The organism is Carnobacterium divergens DSM 20623 (genome assembly GCF_000744255.1).
In the GTDB taxonomy this organism is placed as follows: Bacteria; Bacillota; Bacilli; order Lactobacillales; family Carnobacteriaceae; genus Carnobacterium; species Carnobacterium divergens.
This window is the reverse complement of sequence record NZ_JQLO01000001.1, coordinates 854335-870770: the sequence shown is the minus strand read 5'-3', so window position 1 is coordinate 870770 and position 16436 is coordinate 854335. Positions and strand designations below refer to the sequence as shown.

Below are 16436 nucleotides of genomic sequence, written 5' to 3'. Positions count from 1 at the left end.
AGAAAAAAAGTTAAACAGAGCCATTGAATTCACTCAAATAAGCCCCATCTTCTTTATCCAGACTTTACTGTCGGTATTGGAATTACACCAATTCAACCAATTGCCGAAACAATCAGTTCGTGGACTTTACCACCGGTCGGGAATTTCACCCTGCCCCTGAAGACGAATCATTGTATTATTTTATACACTCTCATGTACAAGTAACATTATACACAATTTTAATTTAATTAGCAACAGAAATGCTAACAAATAGTAAGCAAAAAAACAATCCCTACTTATTTTTAGGAATTGTTTTTTTATTATTCGTGTTTGTCTTGTTCATCCAAGTAAGGCAAGTGAATGATAAAACGTGTCTTAGTATTAACTTCACTTTGAACTTCCATATAGCCATCATGTTCTTCAACGATATTTTTAACGATTGATAAGCCAATTCCAGTTCCCGTTTGATTTTGTTTATTCATCACTCGGGCCTTATCAGCTTTGTAAAAACGTTCAAAGATAAAGGGCAAATCTTGTTTTGGAATTCCAGTTCCATTATCGATAATTTCAATTAACAATTCGTCCATAACTTCATCTAAATGAATCAATAATTTAACATAACGTATTCCATCAATTGGTTCAGCTAAACTTGTGTGGCGAATGGCATTATTGATTAAATTAAATAAAACTTGATTCATTTTATCTTCATCCATCCAATAACTCGTCATGCCATCTTGGATATCTAATTCAAGACGGACATGATTAGATTCCGCTAATTGGCTAAATCTCGTCAAGAGGTCTTTAAAAAATTCGTATAAATCGACCTCTGTTTTTGTTAACTCAATATAGCCTGCTTCCATTCTTGACAGATCTAACATCTCGTTAACCATCCGGCTCATTCGTTCTGATTCTTCCCAGATAATTTTTGCCATTTCATGTTTTTCTTCATTTGTTTCAGCAACATCATCTAGTATTGCTTCGCTATAACCTCTTATCATCACTAAGGGTGTTCTTAATTCATGAGACACATTGTTAATAAAATCCACTCTCATCGTGTCTAATCGACGTTCTTTTGTCATGTTTTGAATCGTAATCAACACACCACGAACAATACAAGGCGCTTCACTGAAAAGGGGTACTAAGTTTAAAGTAAAATAAGCATCATCAATCTCTAATTCGAAACTCAATCCATTTCTTTTTTCGATTACTTCGTCTATTTTCCCATCTAAGACATACGGAAGAATTTCACTTTCATGATATTGACCATTTAAGCGCCAACGATTTAAAAATTCATCTCCTGTTGGATTGGAAGTTAAAAGTGTTTTATCTCGATTGTAATACAAAATACCCGTTGTCATGGAAGACACAATATGAGCTAATAATTCTTTTTCTTGTTTGGTAGACATTCCAATGGCTTCCAATGATTTCCCCATTTTATTCATCGCTAGTGCTAACTGTGACAACTCATCTTTGGAGTTAACAGGCACTTGATGTGAAAAGTCATTTTTGGCGTATTCAAAAGCAATATCACGCATTTTTGCTAACGGAGTACCAATTCTATATTTAAGGAATTGATAAAACAGCACAGATAACATGAGGAGCATCACAAAAATAAAAGCCGTCCACTCCGTCATTTTTTTATCAATCTTTGTTAAGAAAGATAAATCACCGTACGAATAGAGAACGCCACGCTTACCATCGTGTTCAAAGAAATTTATTTTTAGAATAAAAGAACCATTTTTACTTTCTTTATCGCTTTCCTCTTCTAACAACACACTGTCTTTACCAGAATGAATAATTTCTTTTACATCTTTACGATTCAATAATTGCGTCAAATAATTTTTAGGTAGTTCGTTATAGAAATCATTATAAAAAACTGCTTTTTGATCATCATATTCAAGATAAAAAAACAAATGTGAATCATAAGAAGTAAATTTATCTGTATTTTCTAAAACAAAAAGCGGATCATCGATTACCCGCTTTTCAATACTTTTAATGGCGTCTTTAAAATCACTTAAATAGATTTCTTGAACGTGTTTTTGATAAATGTATGAATAAATTACTGTACTAGAAATCAAACAGAATGCAACAATTGCCATCGTCACTAGCCACGTTCGAAACACAATGCTGTTTAGTTTAGTCATAAGGTTACTACTCCTTATTCTCGTAGTGAGAATTAAACTTATAACCTAAGCCCCAGACAGTCACAATCATTTTAGAGGCTACTTCTGATTGTTGTGCTAGTTTTTCACGCAAACGTTTTACATGAGTATCCACTGTTCTTAAATCACCAAAAAACTCATATTTCCAAACTTCTCTAAGCAATTGTTCTCTGCCAAAAATCTGATCAGGAGCTTGTGCTAAATAAAGAAGTAAGTCGTATTCTTTCGGTGTTAAATTGACAGGTTTTCCATCAGATAAAACGCGATGAGCCTGATTGTCAATTTCTAGATGAGGAAAAATAATTAAATCTGGATTTTCTTGTTTTTTAGGTTTTGCTAATTGTGTTCGTTTCAAAATTGCGGCTACTCGTAAGACAACTTCTCTTGGACTAAACGGCTTTACAATATAATCATCTGCACCAACTTCAAAGCCTTGAACCCGATTCGTTTCTTCACCTTTTGCTGTCAACATCATAATTGGCGTTTCTTTTTTTTCACGTAGTTGTTTAGCAACCTCAATACCGTCCATTTTAGGAAGCATCAAATCAAGTAAAATTAAGTCATAATCATTTTCAAGAGCTAGAAAAAGAGCATCTTCTCCATTGTCTGTTTCAGTAATGATAAAGTTTTCTCGCTGTAAATACATTTTTAATAAACGACGAATTCGATCTTCATCATCAACAACCAGTATATTCATTGCATCATTATTCATTTGATAAACACCTCTTTCTCCAACCCTATCTAAAAATTGTTATTATATCACTAATTATACACAACAACTGTTTCATTTATCAACCAAAAGGGGCTGATCTTATTTTTTATTTTGTTGACTTTCTTTAGCAAGAACACGAAGTTGATTCACTTCAAAACCTTTTAATTCACGCCATTCTCCTGGTTTTAAACCTTCTAAAGTTAAACCACCATACGTTTCACGTTTTAATTTTTGAACAGGATGATTGATTGCCATAAACATATTTTTCACTTGATGATTACGTCCCTCAAAAATAGTAATTTCAACAATTGAAGTCTGCTTTACTTTATCGACTGAAATAATTCTTGTTTGTGCAGGAGACGTTTTTTTGCCATCAATGACAATTCCTTTGTCTAACTTTCTCGTGTCAGTTGGATAAATAACACCTTTTACTTTAGCGACATAGGTTTTTGCAACATGGTATTTAGGATGCATCAACATTTGAGAAAGTTCTCCGTCATTTGTCATAAGCAATAATCCTGTCGTATCATAATCTAAACGTCCAACTGGATAAATACGTTGTTTTACGGAACCAAAAAAGTCCGTTACAACAGGTCGATCTTTATCATCGCTCACGGCAGAAATCACATTTCTTGGTTTGTACAATAAAAAGTAAACTGGTTCTTCACGGTCGATTGGAACACCATCTACTTCAATATTATCTGAGTTTCCAACTTGAACCCCCATATCTGTTACAACTTTTCCATTCACTTTTACGTGACCTTTTGCAATTAATTCTTCTGCTTTTCTTCGAGAAGCTACACCTGCGTGTGCCATTACTTTTTGTAAACGTTCCATTATTTAATCCCCTTTATTCTTCATTTAGTTGAAATTGTTGATTAAATTTTTCAAAGAATAAATCTGATTCGCTTTCATCAGGACTTTGTTCTAATTCATCAATTGTTGGTAATTCTTTTATATCTTTTAAGCCAAAATAATCCATAAAATAAGCGGATGTTCCATATAAAATAGCTCTACCTGGCCCATTAACTCGCCCTTTATCTTCAATTAATCCTCTTAAAAGAAGTTTTTGCAAAGCACCACTTGTTTGCACGCCTCTAATTTCATCAATTTCCATCCGGGTTAACGGTTGTTTGTAGGCAATAATCGCAAGCGTTTCTAATGCGGCCTGTGATAAATTCGTGGATAACGGCGAGACTGCATATTTTTTAATTAAATCAGCGTATTCTTTTTTAGTAGCCAATTGATAATGATTGCCTACTTCAAGTAGCATTAGTCCATTTGTTTTAGATTCAATGTACCGTTGTTGCAACTGCATTAATAATTGATACGTAAATTGTGTAGATGTATCTAGTAATGACGCCATCTCTTCTAATGATAAGCCCTCATCACCTGATACAAAAAGCAATGCTTCAATCGCTGCTATTTCATTCATTCTTACCTTCTCCTTGATTGACGGACTCTTGATTTTCAAACACTAAAATATCTCCACAAATTTCTTCTTGATTGATTCTAATGGTTCCTTCTTTGATCAATTCTAGTAACGCCATAAAAGTTGTGACTAGTTCTGATTTAGTTGTAGCGTCAAAAAATTCTTCAAATAACAAACCATTACGACTTTGATGACTGTTTAATTTATTTAATATCAGTTTCATTTTATCGTCAATCGTAATTTCTTCTGCTTTGATTTTTGTTTGCATTGGAATTTTACGATTCTTTTTTGTTAGCATTTCATGAAAAGCCATAAACAAATCAATTGTTGTAATTTGTTCTGATTTTAAAGGAACTTCTGTTTGTAAATGCTGTAAATTTGTTGGTGTTTTCGTATAATACTGGCTTCGTTCTTCTTCTTTATCTTTTAATACTGTCGCTGCATATTTATATTTACGATATTCTAATAGTTGTTCAACAAGAGCATCCCGCGGATCTTCTCCATCTTCATAAAACGACTCATCTTCGTCATCTAAAATAAGTTCTTGTTTAGGCAGCAACATCTTGCTTTTAATGGCCATTAAAGTAGCTGCCATGACTAGATAATCTCCTGCAATATCCAGCTCTAGTTCTTTCATTGTATGAAGATAAGCTAGGTATTGTGCTGTGACTTCAGCCATTGGAATATCGTAAATATCCAACTCTAATTGTTGAATTAAATGAAGCAACAAATCAAGCGGCCCTTCAAACACATCAATTTTCACATTAATTTCAGCCATTCATTGATTCGCTCCTTCAACCTAGTTTCTATTCACTTCTTTGTTGCTCCCATTTTGCTACAATTGGAGCTGTTTCTAACGTACCAATTATTTTTTTATCTGGTGCTTTTTTTTCAAGTTCATTAATAATTTGATAGCTAATCCCTTCTTTACGATAAGAAGGATTAATTGAAATATGACGAAGTAAGACCATTTCCTCACTTATTTCTACACCTACAACTGCAATAATGTCTGTACTTTCTTCACTGCGCCATAAATATAGTTGCCGATTTTCATCAGCTTCATACCATTCGATTTCCGATTTCAAGCGACTCACGTCTTTTAAATCAGGAATAAAGGATAGTAGCCCCATCATGATTTTCTCGTAATCATTTTTATAATTAATTAGCATTGATGAACCTCCATTCGTGTCTATTCTGTTGGAAAAGGAATATCAAGTTGCATCACATCTACATAGGTTTCACGTCGAATTGCTAAAAAGTCGGTACTATTTTCAACGAAAACAACTGCTGGACGAGGAATACGATTGTAGTTACTCGCCATTGAATAGCCGTATGCGCCTGTACTAAAGACCGCTAAAATATTAGCTTCTTGAACTTTAGGCAGTGGCAAGTCCCAAATCAACATATCTCCTGACTCACAACATTTCCCTGCAATTGAATAGGTTTCTGTTGGCTGTTCGGTCACGCGATTTGCTAAAACACCTGTATATTTTGCATCATAAAGTGCTGGTCGAATGTTATCAGACATTCCTCCATCAACGGCCAAATAGTTCCGCACATTTGGAACTTCTTTTTGTGAGCCCGTTTCATATAAAGTAGTTCCAGCATCACCAACCAAGCTTCGGCCTGGTTCTAGCCAGATTTCAGGCATTTCAACGCCCAATTCTGTTGTTTTCAAAATAACTTCGTCGATAATCGACTCCATCAGTTCAGGAATAGCTAACGGTTGATCCTCTTCCGTGTAACGAATGCCAAATCCACCACCTAAATTTAACACACTTAGTTTAAAGCCAAAAGTATTTTGCCAGTCAATTGTTTTTGACAGTAACTTATCAATTGCCATTAAAAAACCATCCGATTCAAAAATTTGTGACCCAATATGGCTATGAAGACCAATTAAGTCAACATTTGACATTTCTATTGCCTGAATCGCTGCTTGTTCAGCTTGACCATTCATTAAATCAAACCCAAATTTTGAATCTTCTTGTCCAGTTGAAATATAATTATGTGTATGTGCCTCTACGCCAGGCGTTACACGAAGTAAAATTTTGACAATGACTTCTTTTTTACTTGCTAACTGATTCAACAAGTTTAATTCATTGAAATTATCTACAACAAAGCAGCCAATTTGATAATCTAAGGCGGCGTTGATTTCTGTCATTGTTTTATTATTTCCATGAAAATGGATTTTCTCGCTTGGAAAACCTGCTTGAATGGCCGTATACAATTCTCCACCTGAAACTACGTCAAGAGACATTCCTTCTTGAGCCATCAATTGATAAATCGCTAAACATGAAAAGGCTTTGCTAGCATAAGCTACTTGTGCATTGATTTGTTTACGTTCGAAAGTTTCTTTAAACTCTCGACAACGTTCTCGAATTAAAGCGATATCGTAAACAAATAATGGCGTCTGGTACTTATCAGCAAGTAAAACTGTGTCAATTCCTCCAATCGTTAGATGATCTTCAGTATTGATTGTCATTGTACCTGGTAGTTTAGTTAAATTCATTTATTTTCCCCATTTCAATCCCCGTAAATTGCTCATTTAACTTTACCATAATCTTGACATTTTCACAATCTAACTAGCTAAAAGAATGTTCTATTTTCAACGATTTTTTATTTTTATGCCCTCGGATGATAGGTTTTGTATACAGACGTCATCCTTTGTTTGGTGATATGCGTATAGATTTGAGTAGTTGAAATATCTGCATGTCCTAATAACTCTTGAACAACTCGTAAGTCAGCTCCGTTTTCTAGCAAGTGGGTTGCAAATGAATGTCGTAAAGTATGAGGAGTTACCTCTTTTTCAATTCCTGCTTTTTTCACAATCGCTTTTAAATTTTTCCAAACGCCTTGTCTCGTTAAACCTTTGCCATGATGATTTAAAAATAGATTTAGTTCACGTTTTCCAGGTTTTTCAAGCTTAACTCGGCTATATTTCATGTATTTTTCAATCCATTCAATCGCCAAATCACCAAGTGGAATAATCCGTTCCTTGTCCCCTTTTCCAATTGTCTGAATTAACCCTAGCGATAAATGTAAATCACTTAGTTTTAGCTCTGTCAATTCGCTGACCCGTAATCCAGTTGCATACATCACCTCTAACATCGCTCGATCTCTTAACCCTAAAGTAGTATTCGTGTCCGGTGTTTCAATCAAGCATTCGACTTCTTTCATCGACAGTGTTTTAGGCAAGGTTTGAGCTTTTTTAGGCGTATCGATGTGCAACATGGGGTCTGTATCACATAGTCTCTCTTGTTTTAAAAATTGATGGAATCTTCTTAAACTAGATACCATTCGAATCACAGTACCAGCTGCTTTTTCTTCGTCTTTTAATTGCTGTAAAAAAGTAAGAACTAAATAACGATCAACTTCCGACCAATTTTTGACTTGATTCATAGTCAAAAATTCAATATAGCTTATTAAATCACGACGATAACTTTCTATTGTATTTTTGGAAAGACCTCTTTCAATCGTTAAATAATGCAGATACTCTGTTAAATCGTTCTCCACTTTCGTCACCTCCAACAGTGTTTTGTTAAGAAAAAAAGAAACAACCAACAAAGTCAATTGTTTCTCTCATTTTTAATTGTTGCTCAGTGTTTCCCTTTTTCTTGACATTCTTGACAAATCCCATGAAAAGTTAAACGATGATCTTTTACGATAAAATGGAAACGACTTTCAACAATTGGTTCAATTTCTTCAAGTAAATCTTCATGAACTTCTTCAATATTTCCACACTCAATGCATAATAAATGATGGTGGAAATGTTTTGCGCCTTCTTTACGAACGTCGTAACGAGCTAGACCATCGTTAAAACTGATTTTATTGACAATATTTAATTCTGTTAAAATTTCTAGTGTCCGGTAAACTGTCGCTAAACCAATGTCTGGACTTTTTTCTTTAACAAGCATGTAAACTTCTTCAGCGCTTAAATGGTCTTTTTCTTTTTCAAGTAAAACCGCTACAGTTGCTTCCCGTTGTGGCGTTAATTTGAAACCTGCTTCATGTAATTGATTTTTGATTTTTAGTAAAGGAGATTCTGTTGTTTTCAAAGTAATAGCCTCTCTTATTTATAATCTTTATAATCTGACTTCTACATCTTCTCTTCTAGTTTATAAAAATTACAATCTAATTGCAATCAATTTAAGTGTTATTGAACATTTTTATGAGACTTTACTCACTTTCATTCTCAATTGGCGATTCAACTAAGCGAGTTTCACCATCTATTTGAATGATTTTGCGTTGTCTCATTAGATTTCCTAACGCACGTTTAAATTGACCTTTACTGATTCCAAAACGTTCTTTAATTTCTTCTGGATCACTTTTATCTGTGTAAGGGAAACTTCCTGTACGGGTGCGTTCTAAAATCGCTAGTAACATACCAGCATCGTCTTCAATTGCTTCGTGAGCACGAGGCATCAACGAAATATTTAAAATCCCATCTTCACGAACTCCAATAACACGGCCTTCAACGACCTCACCTAAACGCGGCTCATCTTTTCGCTCACTAGGGTGTACAAAACCTAAATAATCTTCTTCCATGATTAAATAAGTGCCCACTACCTTCAAACGGAACGCAGTACCTTTAATATTTTTATTTTTTAACGCTTCTTCATCTGTCGCTTTTTTAGCGATTGAGTAGTAAAATTCTTCTGGCGCTAAAGTTCCCCACATACGGTCTTTTGCATCAACATGAATGCCAATCAATAACTGATCGCCTTTTTTAGGCCATAAATGTTTTTCAGTTGGAAGTTCATCTAAAGAAACGACCATTTCCTTGTCTGGCAAGCCGATGTCTACAAAGACACCTAAGTCTTTTCTCGTATCTATAACAATTCCCCAAGCAAACTTTCCAGCTTGAACATTAGGAATCGTCTGTGTCATAACAAAGTCTTTATTCATTGAAATGTATACAAAACCTTCTACTGGGTCACCTAATTCATAGTTTGTTTCTTCTGTTTTAGCTAATTTGTATGTTACACCATCTTTTTGGATAAAATAAGATTTATCATTTTCATCTGTTACGATTCCCGTAACAACTGTACCTAAGGATTGATTCATTATTATGCCTCCATCATTTTCTTCTTGTTCTATTATAGCGTAGAATGGCTCTCTTGCCTATCGAATCCTTTTAAAATCTGAGTCATTACTTCGTAAAAGGCAAAATTTGTAAAATACAATAGGTCAAACCTGCCGCAATAACAGGTCCTGCTGCAACACCTTTTAACAAAACAACTCCCATGATGGTTCCAAACACCAAGGCAATTGTTACTTCTGGACTAGCAGACAGTAAGCCCACTCCTTTGCTTGATAGTAATGATACTCCGATTCCACAAAGGATTGCTACCCAACCCACGGGGGATTTAAACGCTTCAAGTAAATCTTTAAATCCTATTTGACCTGTTGCAATTGGGACTAGTATAGAAGCGGTAATAATCGTAACTCCCCAATTTATCCCTTTCAATTGAACCATTTCTAATAATTTATCTGTTTGAGGAATTAATTTAATTAGTAAAATAAATGCTGTAGCAATAATCAACGATTGATTTTTTGCAATTAATGCAATGATTAAAATAATACCTAAAAATAGCCAACTTTCTAACAACGCTCTCACTCCTTTATTCTCTCTAACTAGTTTAACGAAAAAATCGAAAGAAGGAAAGAAAATAATTAGTTTACCATAATTTTATTATGTAAATAAAAAAACTCATAAATCAGGTATTTCTGATTTATGAGTTTTTAACTTTTTTAAAATTTAGATAGCTGTTGTAGCACCACGGTAAATGATTCCACGACGAGAATCAACAGTGATTAATTCATCATTTTTAATTAATGATGTTGCATTTGTTGCGCCAACGATAACCGGAATGCTCATAGCAATTCCAACTACTGCAGCATGGCTAGTTAAGCCACCTTCTTCAACTACGATAGCAGCTGATTTTTCAATTGCAGGAAGGTAATCTTTGTCAGTTGTTTTAACAACTAAGATTCCGCCATCAATTGCATTTTTGTTTGCTTCTTCAGCAGAAGTTGCTACAACTGCTTTCGCAATAACTGAAGTCGTACCAACACCGTGGCCAGTAGCTAATTTAGAACCAATTAATTGGATCTTCATTAAGTTCGTTGTTCCACGTTCACCAACTGGAACACCCGCAGTGATAATGATTAAGTCGCCTTCTTTAGCAAATCCTGATTCTTGAGAAACACGAGTTGCAAGGTTGAACATATCATCTGTTGAGCTTGGTTTTTCAGCTACTTGAGGATAAACACCCCATGAAAGAGCTAAACCGCGCATTTGACGTTCTGTAAATGTAATTGCAACAATATGTGATTTAGGACGGTATTTAGAAATCATACGTGCAGTGTGACCAGATTCAGTAGCAGCTACAATTGTTTGAATTCCTAAGTTACGTGCAGTGTGACCAACTGATTGACCAATTGCTTCCGTCATATCTGTTTTGCTATATGCTTTTAATGCAAATGCATCTTGATTTACTAATGCTTCTTCCGTACGGATTGCAATGCGGTTCATTGTTTGAACGGCTTCAACTGGGTAATCCCCAGCAGCTGTTTCACCTGAAAGCATGATAGCATCTGTTCCATCAAAAATCGCATTGGCAACATCACTGGCTTCAGCACGTGTTGGACGTGGATTTTTTTGCATAGAATCAAGCATTTGAGTTGCAGTAATAACTGGTTTACCTAAAGCGTTACATTTTGAAATCAATAATTTTTGAGCAATTGGAACTTCCTCAGTTGGGATTTCAACTCCAAGATCTCCACGAGCAACCATTAAACCATCAGAAATTTTTAGAATTTCATCAATGTTGTCCACACCTTCTTGGTTTTCAATCTTAGGAATGATTTGAATGTGTGTTGCATTGTTTTCTTCTAAAATTTGAGTGATTTCTAAAACGTCACTTGGACGACGTACAAAGCTTGCTGCGATAAAATCAACATCGTTTTCAATACCGAAACGGATATCTGCTGCATCTTTTTCAGTGATTCCTGGTAAATTGATTGATACGTTTGGTACATTCACACCTTTTTTATTTTTCAATGTTCCAGCATTTTTAACAACTGTTACGATTTCATTTGCTGCTTTATCGATATCTGTTACTTCTAAATCGATTAAACCATCATCTAACAAAATGTGTGACCCTGGGTTTACATCGTTGATTAATTCTGGGTATGAAATTGAAAATTTTTCTTTTGTTCCTTCGATTTGCGTCATTGCAAGACGAACAACATCGCCAGTTGAAAAATCAATTTTTCCATCTTTCATGTCATGCGTACGGATTTCAGGACCTTTTGTATCTAAAAGAATCGCAACCATTTTACCCGTGATTTTTGATGCTTCACGAATGTTTTTGATACGGTTTCCGTGCTCTTCAAAATCACCATGTGAAAAGTTTAAACGACAAACGTTCATGCCTGATTCAATCAATTTCACCAATGTTTCTACTGATTCACTTGCAGGTCCAATCGTACATACTATTTTTGTTTTTTTCATAATTTAATTATCTCTCCCAAAATTTATTTTTAACCGCCTAGGATTAGTAAGAGGTTAGAAGTTATGCTTCGCTTAATAAGAAATTTCTTGATTTAATTGGTATAAAGATAAATCGGCTTTATGTTTGCCATTTTCAAGGACGTCGATAATGTCATTTTCCACAAGTTTGTTGTCGCGAATTCCAACACAAAGTCCACCTTTTCCAGATTTCAATAAATCAACAGCATGTGCACCAAAAGTACTAGCAAGTACACGGTCACGAGCGCTTGGTGCTCCACCACGTTGAACATGTCCTAAAACTGTTACACGTGCATGATAATCGCCATGTTTTGCTAATTCATCAGCAAACTCATTGCCACCCATTACGCCTTCTGCAACCACGATTAAACTGTGTTTTTTACCACGATCGCGGCCTTTTTGAATTGTTTTAGCAACTTCTGCCATATCAAAATCTTTTTCAGGGATAATGATTTGTTCTGCTCCACCAGCAACACCAGCCCAAAGAGCGATATCCCCAGCATCACGTCCCATTACTTCAATAATAAAAGTACGAACATGACTTGTTGCAGTATCACGAATACGGTCAATTGATTCTAAAACCGTGTTTGTGGCTGTGTCAAATCCAATACAAAAATCAGTTCCTGGAATATCATTATCGATTGTGCCTGGTAAACCAATTGCTGGGTAACCATGTTTTGTTAAAGCCATCGCTCCATGATAAGAACCATCGCCACCAATCACAACTAATCCTTCAATACCAAATTTTTTCAATTGCTCGATCCCTTTTAATTGGCCTTCCTCAGTGGCAAATTCCGGATAACGTGCAGAATATAGGAATGTTCCTCCTCGTTGGATCATATCTCCTACATCACTAATTGATAGTTTACGAATGTCGCCTGCTACTAAGCCAGCAAAACCATAATTGATTCCATAAACTTCCATACCTTCGTAGATTCCTTTACGAACAACCGCGCGAACGGCAGCGTTCATACCAGGAGCGTCTCCACCACTTGTTAAAACAGCGATACGTTTCATATACCTCTCACCTCATACGTTATTATTGTAAAAAATAATCCCTAAACAGTCATGTTATTTTTTACGGCTTCCTAAACCTTTTCATTTGTCATTGAGTTGCCAAAACGTGTTGTTTCATGACAAACTTAAAAGCTCACATCAACATTCTAACACTTTTCTTAGCAATTGTCTTTTCAAAATGAGCAATTTTCAAAAAAAGTCCGTTTTTTCTTTGTTTGAACCGTTTTCTTTGAAAATTAAGTCCCTTTTTGCCAAACAATATTTTGTTTTCCTAGTAATTCTTCTAATCGAGACAATAAGCCTTCTGAAATAGTTACCCATTCAGTGTCATTTAAAACGATTTTTTTATTGGATTCAACATAATATAAAATAACAGGTACATTCCCAGTTTCAGCTTTTAAGATTTGATGCATTTCAGTCAACGTTTCTGTTTTTTCTTTGTCTGTTTGAACACGTATAAAAAGCTTATCGAAACTACTTTTCTTACTTAACTCACTCGCATCTTCTATTTTATTAACGATTAATTGTTTTTCTTCTTGCAAACCTTCCTCAGCTTTGCCTTCAATATAAAGAATGTTGTTTTTCTCTAAATATTTCGCGTACTGACGATAGGTTTTTGGAAAAAGTGTAATCGAGCATTCACCTGATTGATCGTTAATCACCACAAATGCCATTTGTTCGCCTTTTTTAGTTCGAATCAAACGACTGCTTTTCACAGCACCTATAATTTTAGCCAGTTGATTGCTTTGCAAATCTTTAATATAGCCTGCTTGTTTTAAAAAACGAACATTTTCAAAACGCTCAGCCGGATGCCCTGAAAGATAGGCACCTAAAAATTCTTCCTCTTTTTCTAAGCGTGTATCTAATGTCAGATCTGGTGCTACTTCATATTTTGGCTCTAACGATTTTATCAGAGTTTCGTTATTGCCACTAATTTTAATGTTATCAATAATCCCTTCCAAAGAAGCAATTAACACGCCTCTAGGGTACTCAAATGAATCAAAAGCGCCTGCATAAATAAAAGGTTCAATCAACTCAAATTTCAACCACTTCGGATCAATTTTTCGTAAAAAGTCAATTAAATCACGATAAGGTCCATATTCTTTTCTTAAGCGAATCACTTCTAAAATCATATCGCGTCGCACACCTTTAATACTGCCTAACCCAAATTGAATCGCGCCTTTTTTTAATGAGAAAACATAAAAGCTTTTATTGATATCTGGAGCGAAAACGTCAATTTTACGTTTTTTTGCTTCTAGTAGATATTCTTTAATTTTTGTTGGATTATTCATAGCCGAATTTAATAAGGCGGCAAAAAAAGCATGAGGGTAATGTGCTTTTAAATACGCAAGTTGATAGGCAATAAAAGCATATCCTACTGCATGTGAACGGTTGAAACCATAGTTCGCAAAGCGTTCAATATATTGATAGACGGTTGCCGCTGTTTCTTCACTATAGCCTTTCGCCAAAGCACCTTCAATAAAATGTCCTCGTTCTCTGTCAATTACTGATTTTTCTTTTTTACTCATGGCTCTTCTTAAAATATCTGCTTGCCCAAGAGTAAAACCACCCATTTTCGAAGCGACTTGCATCACTTGTTCTTGATAGACCATCACGCCATACGTGACTCCTAAAATATCTTTTAAACTATCATCTGGATAAGCAATCGCCACTTTGCCTTTTTTACGGTCAATAAACAGGTCGATTTGTTCCATAGGACCTGGACGGTATAAAGCATTTACAGCGGCAATATCTTCAAGGGATGTTGGCCCTAGTTTTCGAAGGACATTTTTAATACCTGTCGATTCAAATTGAAATACACCTGATGTATCTGCTTTTCTAAAGATAGTTAAGGTCTCTTCGTCATCCATTGGGATTTGATGTAAATCAATCACTATCCCCTTTTCTTGCTTGACTAATTGAATAGCGTTGTCTAGGATTTGAAGGTTTCGTAAACCCAAAAAATCCATTTTTAACAGGCCAATTTCTTCGACATTTCCCATCGCGTACTGTGTTAAATGAATTTCTCCACTTCCTAATTGCAAAGGGATTAGTGAAACGAGTGGTTGATCACTAATAACTACACCAGCCGCATGAGTTGAGATGTGGCGAGGTAAACCTTCTATTCTTTTTGCTGTATCAAAAAGCAATTTATTTTTGTCATTTTTTGCAACGAGTTGTTGGAGTGATTTGGATTGTTTGTAGGCTGATTCTAACGTAATTCCTAAAACTTTTGGGATTGCTTTTGACCAAACATTGGCTTCGTTTTGGTTTAAACCAAAAACACGTGCCACATCTCGCAAGGCCATTTTAGCAGCTAAGGTTCCAAATGTGGCAATTTGTGCAACATGATCTTGTCCGTATTTATTTTTAACATATTGAAGCATTTCTTCTCGACGATTATCAGGAAAATCTAGGTCAATATCAGGCATTGTATAACGTTCTTCATTCAAGAAACGCTCAAATAATAAATCAAATTCGATTGGATCGACGTCGGTGATTTCCAGCACATAAGAAACCAAGGAGCCCGCTGCTGAACCACGACCAGCACCTGTGATAATCTTCGAACGGTGGGCGTATGCCATTAAATCCCAAACAATCAGAAAGTAATCTTCAAATCCCATTTTATGGATGATTGTCAATTCATGCTCTAATTGTTTTTGATAACGTTCATCTGCTGCTGGAACGCGTTTTTTTAACCCTTCAAAACAACGTTCTCGTAAAAATCCAGCCGTTTCTTGCCCCTCTTTTAATGGGAATTTTGGTAATAAGTGTTGGTGTAGTGGAATCTCGACTTGAATGGTATTGGCAATTTTTTCTGTTTCTTGCGCCGCTTCTGTCAACCCGGCTTCACTAAATTTCGCTTCGATGGTCTCAACTGTTGGCAAATAATAAGGGCCACTTGTTGAGGTGATGCTTAAATCTAATTTGATGCCTTCGTCAACTGCTCGTAAAACTTTTGTGCTAAAATCATCATTTGGTGATAAATAACGCACATCGTGCATGGCAACCGTTTTGATTTGATGTTGTTGTGCTAGTCCTTGCAGTTCCTCATTAATATCCCTTATCGTTTGATGAAGTTGAACGCCAAGATAAAATTGATCTTTAGCAAAAATAGCTAACCAGTTGGATACCATTTGCTGGGCATCTTCAAGATGATGGTTTAAAAGTGCTTGTTCGATTTCACCCGTTTCTCCTGGGGTGATTGCAATCAAGTCTTCTGAATAGTCTTTTAATAGTTGATATTCCAAAACTTGATGATCTGTTACTAGCATTTTTTTGGTTGATAAAGCCATTAAATTTTGGTAGCCTTGGTAATTTTTTGCCAATAAAACTATTGGATACGTTGTTTCTGGGTGCATTGCACCGGTTACTTCTATCGTTAAACCAATAATAGGTTTGATTTCATGTTTTAAACAAGCTTTATAAAAATCAACAACGCCGTATAAGACATTATAATCGGTTAGGGCAATTGCTTTGTAGCCATTTTTTTTCGCACAAATAACAAGCTGTTCAATAGAAGTGGTACTTTTTAATAAACTGTATGCGCTAATTACTTGTAACTGTACAAAAGACATTTTTTTCACTCCTATTCGCTTT

Annotated in this window: 14 protein-coding genes and 1 riboswitch; all 14 genes read right to left on the bottom strand. The window is 35.3% G+C overall.

The window, feature by feature from the left end; translation table 11 throughout:
- Window positions 1–42: 42 nt before the first annotated feature.
- Window positions 43–168, bottom strand: a riboswitch (FMN riboswitch).
- Between the two features lie 131 nt (window positions 169–299).
- Window positions 300–2123 carry a HAMP domain-containing sensor histidine kinase gene (locus BR52_RS04300; RefSeq protein ID WP_034569536.1) on the bottom strand — a complete coding sequence of 608 codons (1824 nt, stop codon included), beginning with the start codon at window positions 2121–2123 and terminating at the stop codon, window positions 300–302.
- A gap of 7 nt (window positions 2124–2130) precedes the next feature.
- On the bottom strand, window positions 2131–2853 hold the full coding sequence (locus BR52_RS04295) for a response regulator transcription factor (RefSeq protein WP_034569533.1): 723 nt from the start codon (window positions 2851–2853) through the stop codon (window positions 2131–2133).
- Between the two features lie 99 nt (window positions 2854–2952).
- Window positions 2953–3690 (bottom strand): pseudouridine synthase, encoded by a 738-nt coding sequence (locus BR52_RS04290; RefSeq protein WP_034569530.1) that lies wholly within the window; start codon window positions 3688–3690, stop codon window positions 2953–2955.
- 13 nt (window positions 3691–3703) lie between these two features.
- On the bottom strand, window positions 3704–4288 hold the full coding sequence (gene scpB / locus BR52_RS04285; RefSeq protein WP_034569527.1) for an SMC-Scp complex subunit ScpB: 585 nt from the start codon (window positions 4286–4288) through the stop codon (window positions 3704–3706).
- Complete coding sequence (locus tag BR52_RS04280) at window positions 4281–5063, bottom strand: segregation/condensation protein A (protein ID WP_034569525.1); 783 nt, start codon at window positions 5061–5063, stop codon at window positions 4281–4283. Before BR52_RS04280 ends, scpB begins: the two co-directional genes overlap by 8 nt.
- Before the next feature lie 28 nt (window positions 5064–5091).
- Window positions 5092–5454, bottom strand: coding sequence for a GNAT family N-acetyltransferase (locus BR52_RS04275; protein WP_034569522.1), 363 nt, complete (start codon window positions 5452–5454; stop codon window positions 5092–5094).
- Between the two features lie 20 nt (window positions 5455–5474).
- Window positions 5475–6794 (bottom strand): diaminopimelate decarboxylase, encoded by a 1320-nt coding sequence (gene lysA, locus BR52_RS04270; protein WP_034569520.1) that lies wholly within the window; start codon window positions 6792–6794, stop codon window positions 5475–5477.
- 113 nt (window positions 6795–6907) lie between these two features.
- Window positions 6908–7798 carry a site-specific tyrosine recombinase XerD gene (gene xerD, locus BR52_RS04265; RefSeq protein ID WP_034569517.1) on the bottom strand — a complete coding sequence of 297 codons (891 nt, stop codon included), beginning with the start codon at window positions 7796–7798 and terminating at the stop codon, window positions 6908–6910.
- A gap of 83 nt (window positions 7799–7881) precedes the next feature.
- Complete coding sequence (gene fur / locus BR52_RS04260; RefSeq protein WP_034569515.1) at window positions 7882–8340, bottom strand: ferric iron uptake transcriptional regulator; 459 nt, start codon at window positions 8338–8340, stop codon at window positions 7882–7884.
- A 121-nt stretch (window positions 8341–8461) separates the two neighbouring features.
- Window positions 8462–9349, bottom strand: coding sequence for a CvfB family protein (locus BR52_RS04255; protein ID WP_034569513.1), 888 nt, complete (start codon window positions 9347–9349; stop codon window positions 8462–8464).
- 85 nt (window positions 9350–9434) lie between these two features.
- A complete protein-coding gene (locus BR52_RS04250; RefSeq protein ID WP_034569510.1) occupies window positions 9435–9893 on the bottom strand; it encodes a DUF441 domain-containing protein in 459 nt (152 codons plus the stop codon).
- Between the two features lie 150 nt (window positions 9894–10043).
- Window positions 10044–11801 (bottom strand): pyruvate kinase, encoded by a 1758-nt coding sequence (pyk, locus tag BR52_RS04245; RefSeq protein WP_034569508.1) that lies wholly within the window; start codon window positions 11799–11801, stop codon window positions 10044–10046.
- A 72-nt stretch (window positions 11802–11873) separates the two neighbouring features.
- Window positions 11874–12836, bottom strand: coding sequence for a 6-phosphofructokinase (gene pfkA, locus BR52_RS04240; protein WP_034569506.1), 963 nt, complete (start codon window positions 12834–12836; stop codon window positions 11874–11876).
- Window positions 12837–13072: 236 nt separating this feature from the next.
- Complete coding sequence (dnaE, locus tag BR52_RS04235; protein WP_034569503.1) at window positions 13073–16414, bottom strand: DNA polymerase III subunit alpha; 3342 nt, start codon at window positions 16412–16414, stop codon at window positions 13073–13075.
- Window positions 16415–16436: the final 22 nt, after the last annotated feature.

What these genes read in the sequence shown, in the direction of transcription:
- BR52_RS04300 (WP_034569536.1), bottom strand. Translation starts at nt 2,123, where the DNA reads ATGACTAAACTAAACAGCATTGTGTTTCGAACGTGGCTAGTGACGATG.
- BR52_RS04295 (WP_034569533.1), bottom strand. Translation starts at nt 2,853, where the DNA reads ATGAATAATGATGCAATGAATATACTGGTTGTTGATGATGAAGATCGA.
- BR52_RS04290 (WP_034569530.1), bottom strand. Translation starts at nt 3,690, where the DNA reads ATGGAACGTTTACAAAAAGTAATGGCACACGCAGGTGTAGCTTCTCGA.
- scpB (WP_034569527.1), bottom strand. Translation starts at nt 4,288, where the DNA reads ATGAATGAAATAGCAGCGATTGAAGCATTGCTTTTTGTATCAGGTGAT.
- BR52_RS04280 (WP_034569525.1), bottom strand. Translation starts at nt 5,063, where the DNA reads ATGGCTGAAATTAATGTGAAAATTGATGTGTTTGAAGGGCCGCTTGAT.
- BR52_RS04275 (WP_034569522.1), bottom strand. Translation starts at nt 5,454, where the DNA reads ATGCTAATTAATTATAAAAATGATTACGAGAAAATCATGATGGGGCTA.
- lysA (WP_034569520.1), bottom strand. Translation starts at nt 6,794, where the DNA reads ATGAATTTAACTAAACTACCAGGTACAATGACAATCAATACTGAAGAT.
- BR52_RS04255 (WP_034569513.1), bottom strand. Translation starts at nt 9,349, where the DNA reads ATGAATCAATCCTTAGGTACAGTTGTTACGGGAATCGTAACAGATGAA.
- pyk (WP_034569508.1), bottom strand. Translation starts at nt 11,801, where the DNA reads ATGAAAAAAACAAAAATAGTATGTACGATTGGACCTGCAAGTGAATCA.
- pfkA (WP_034569506.1), bottom strand. Translation starts at nt 12,836, where the DNA reads ATGAAACGTATCGCTGTTTTAACAAGTGGTGGAGACGCTCCTGGTATG.
- dnaE (WP_034569503.1), bottom strand. Translation starts at nt 16,414, where the DNA reads ATGTCTTTTGTACAGTTACAAGTAATTAGCGCATACAGTTTATTAAAA.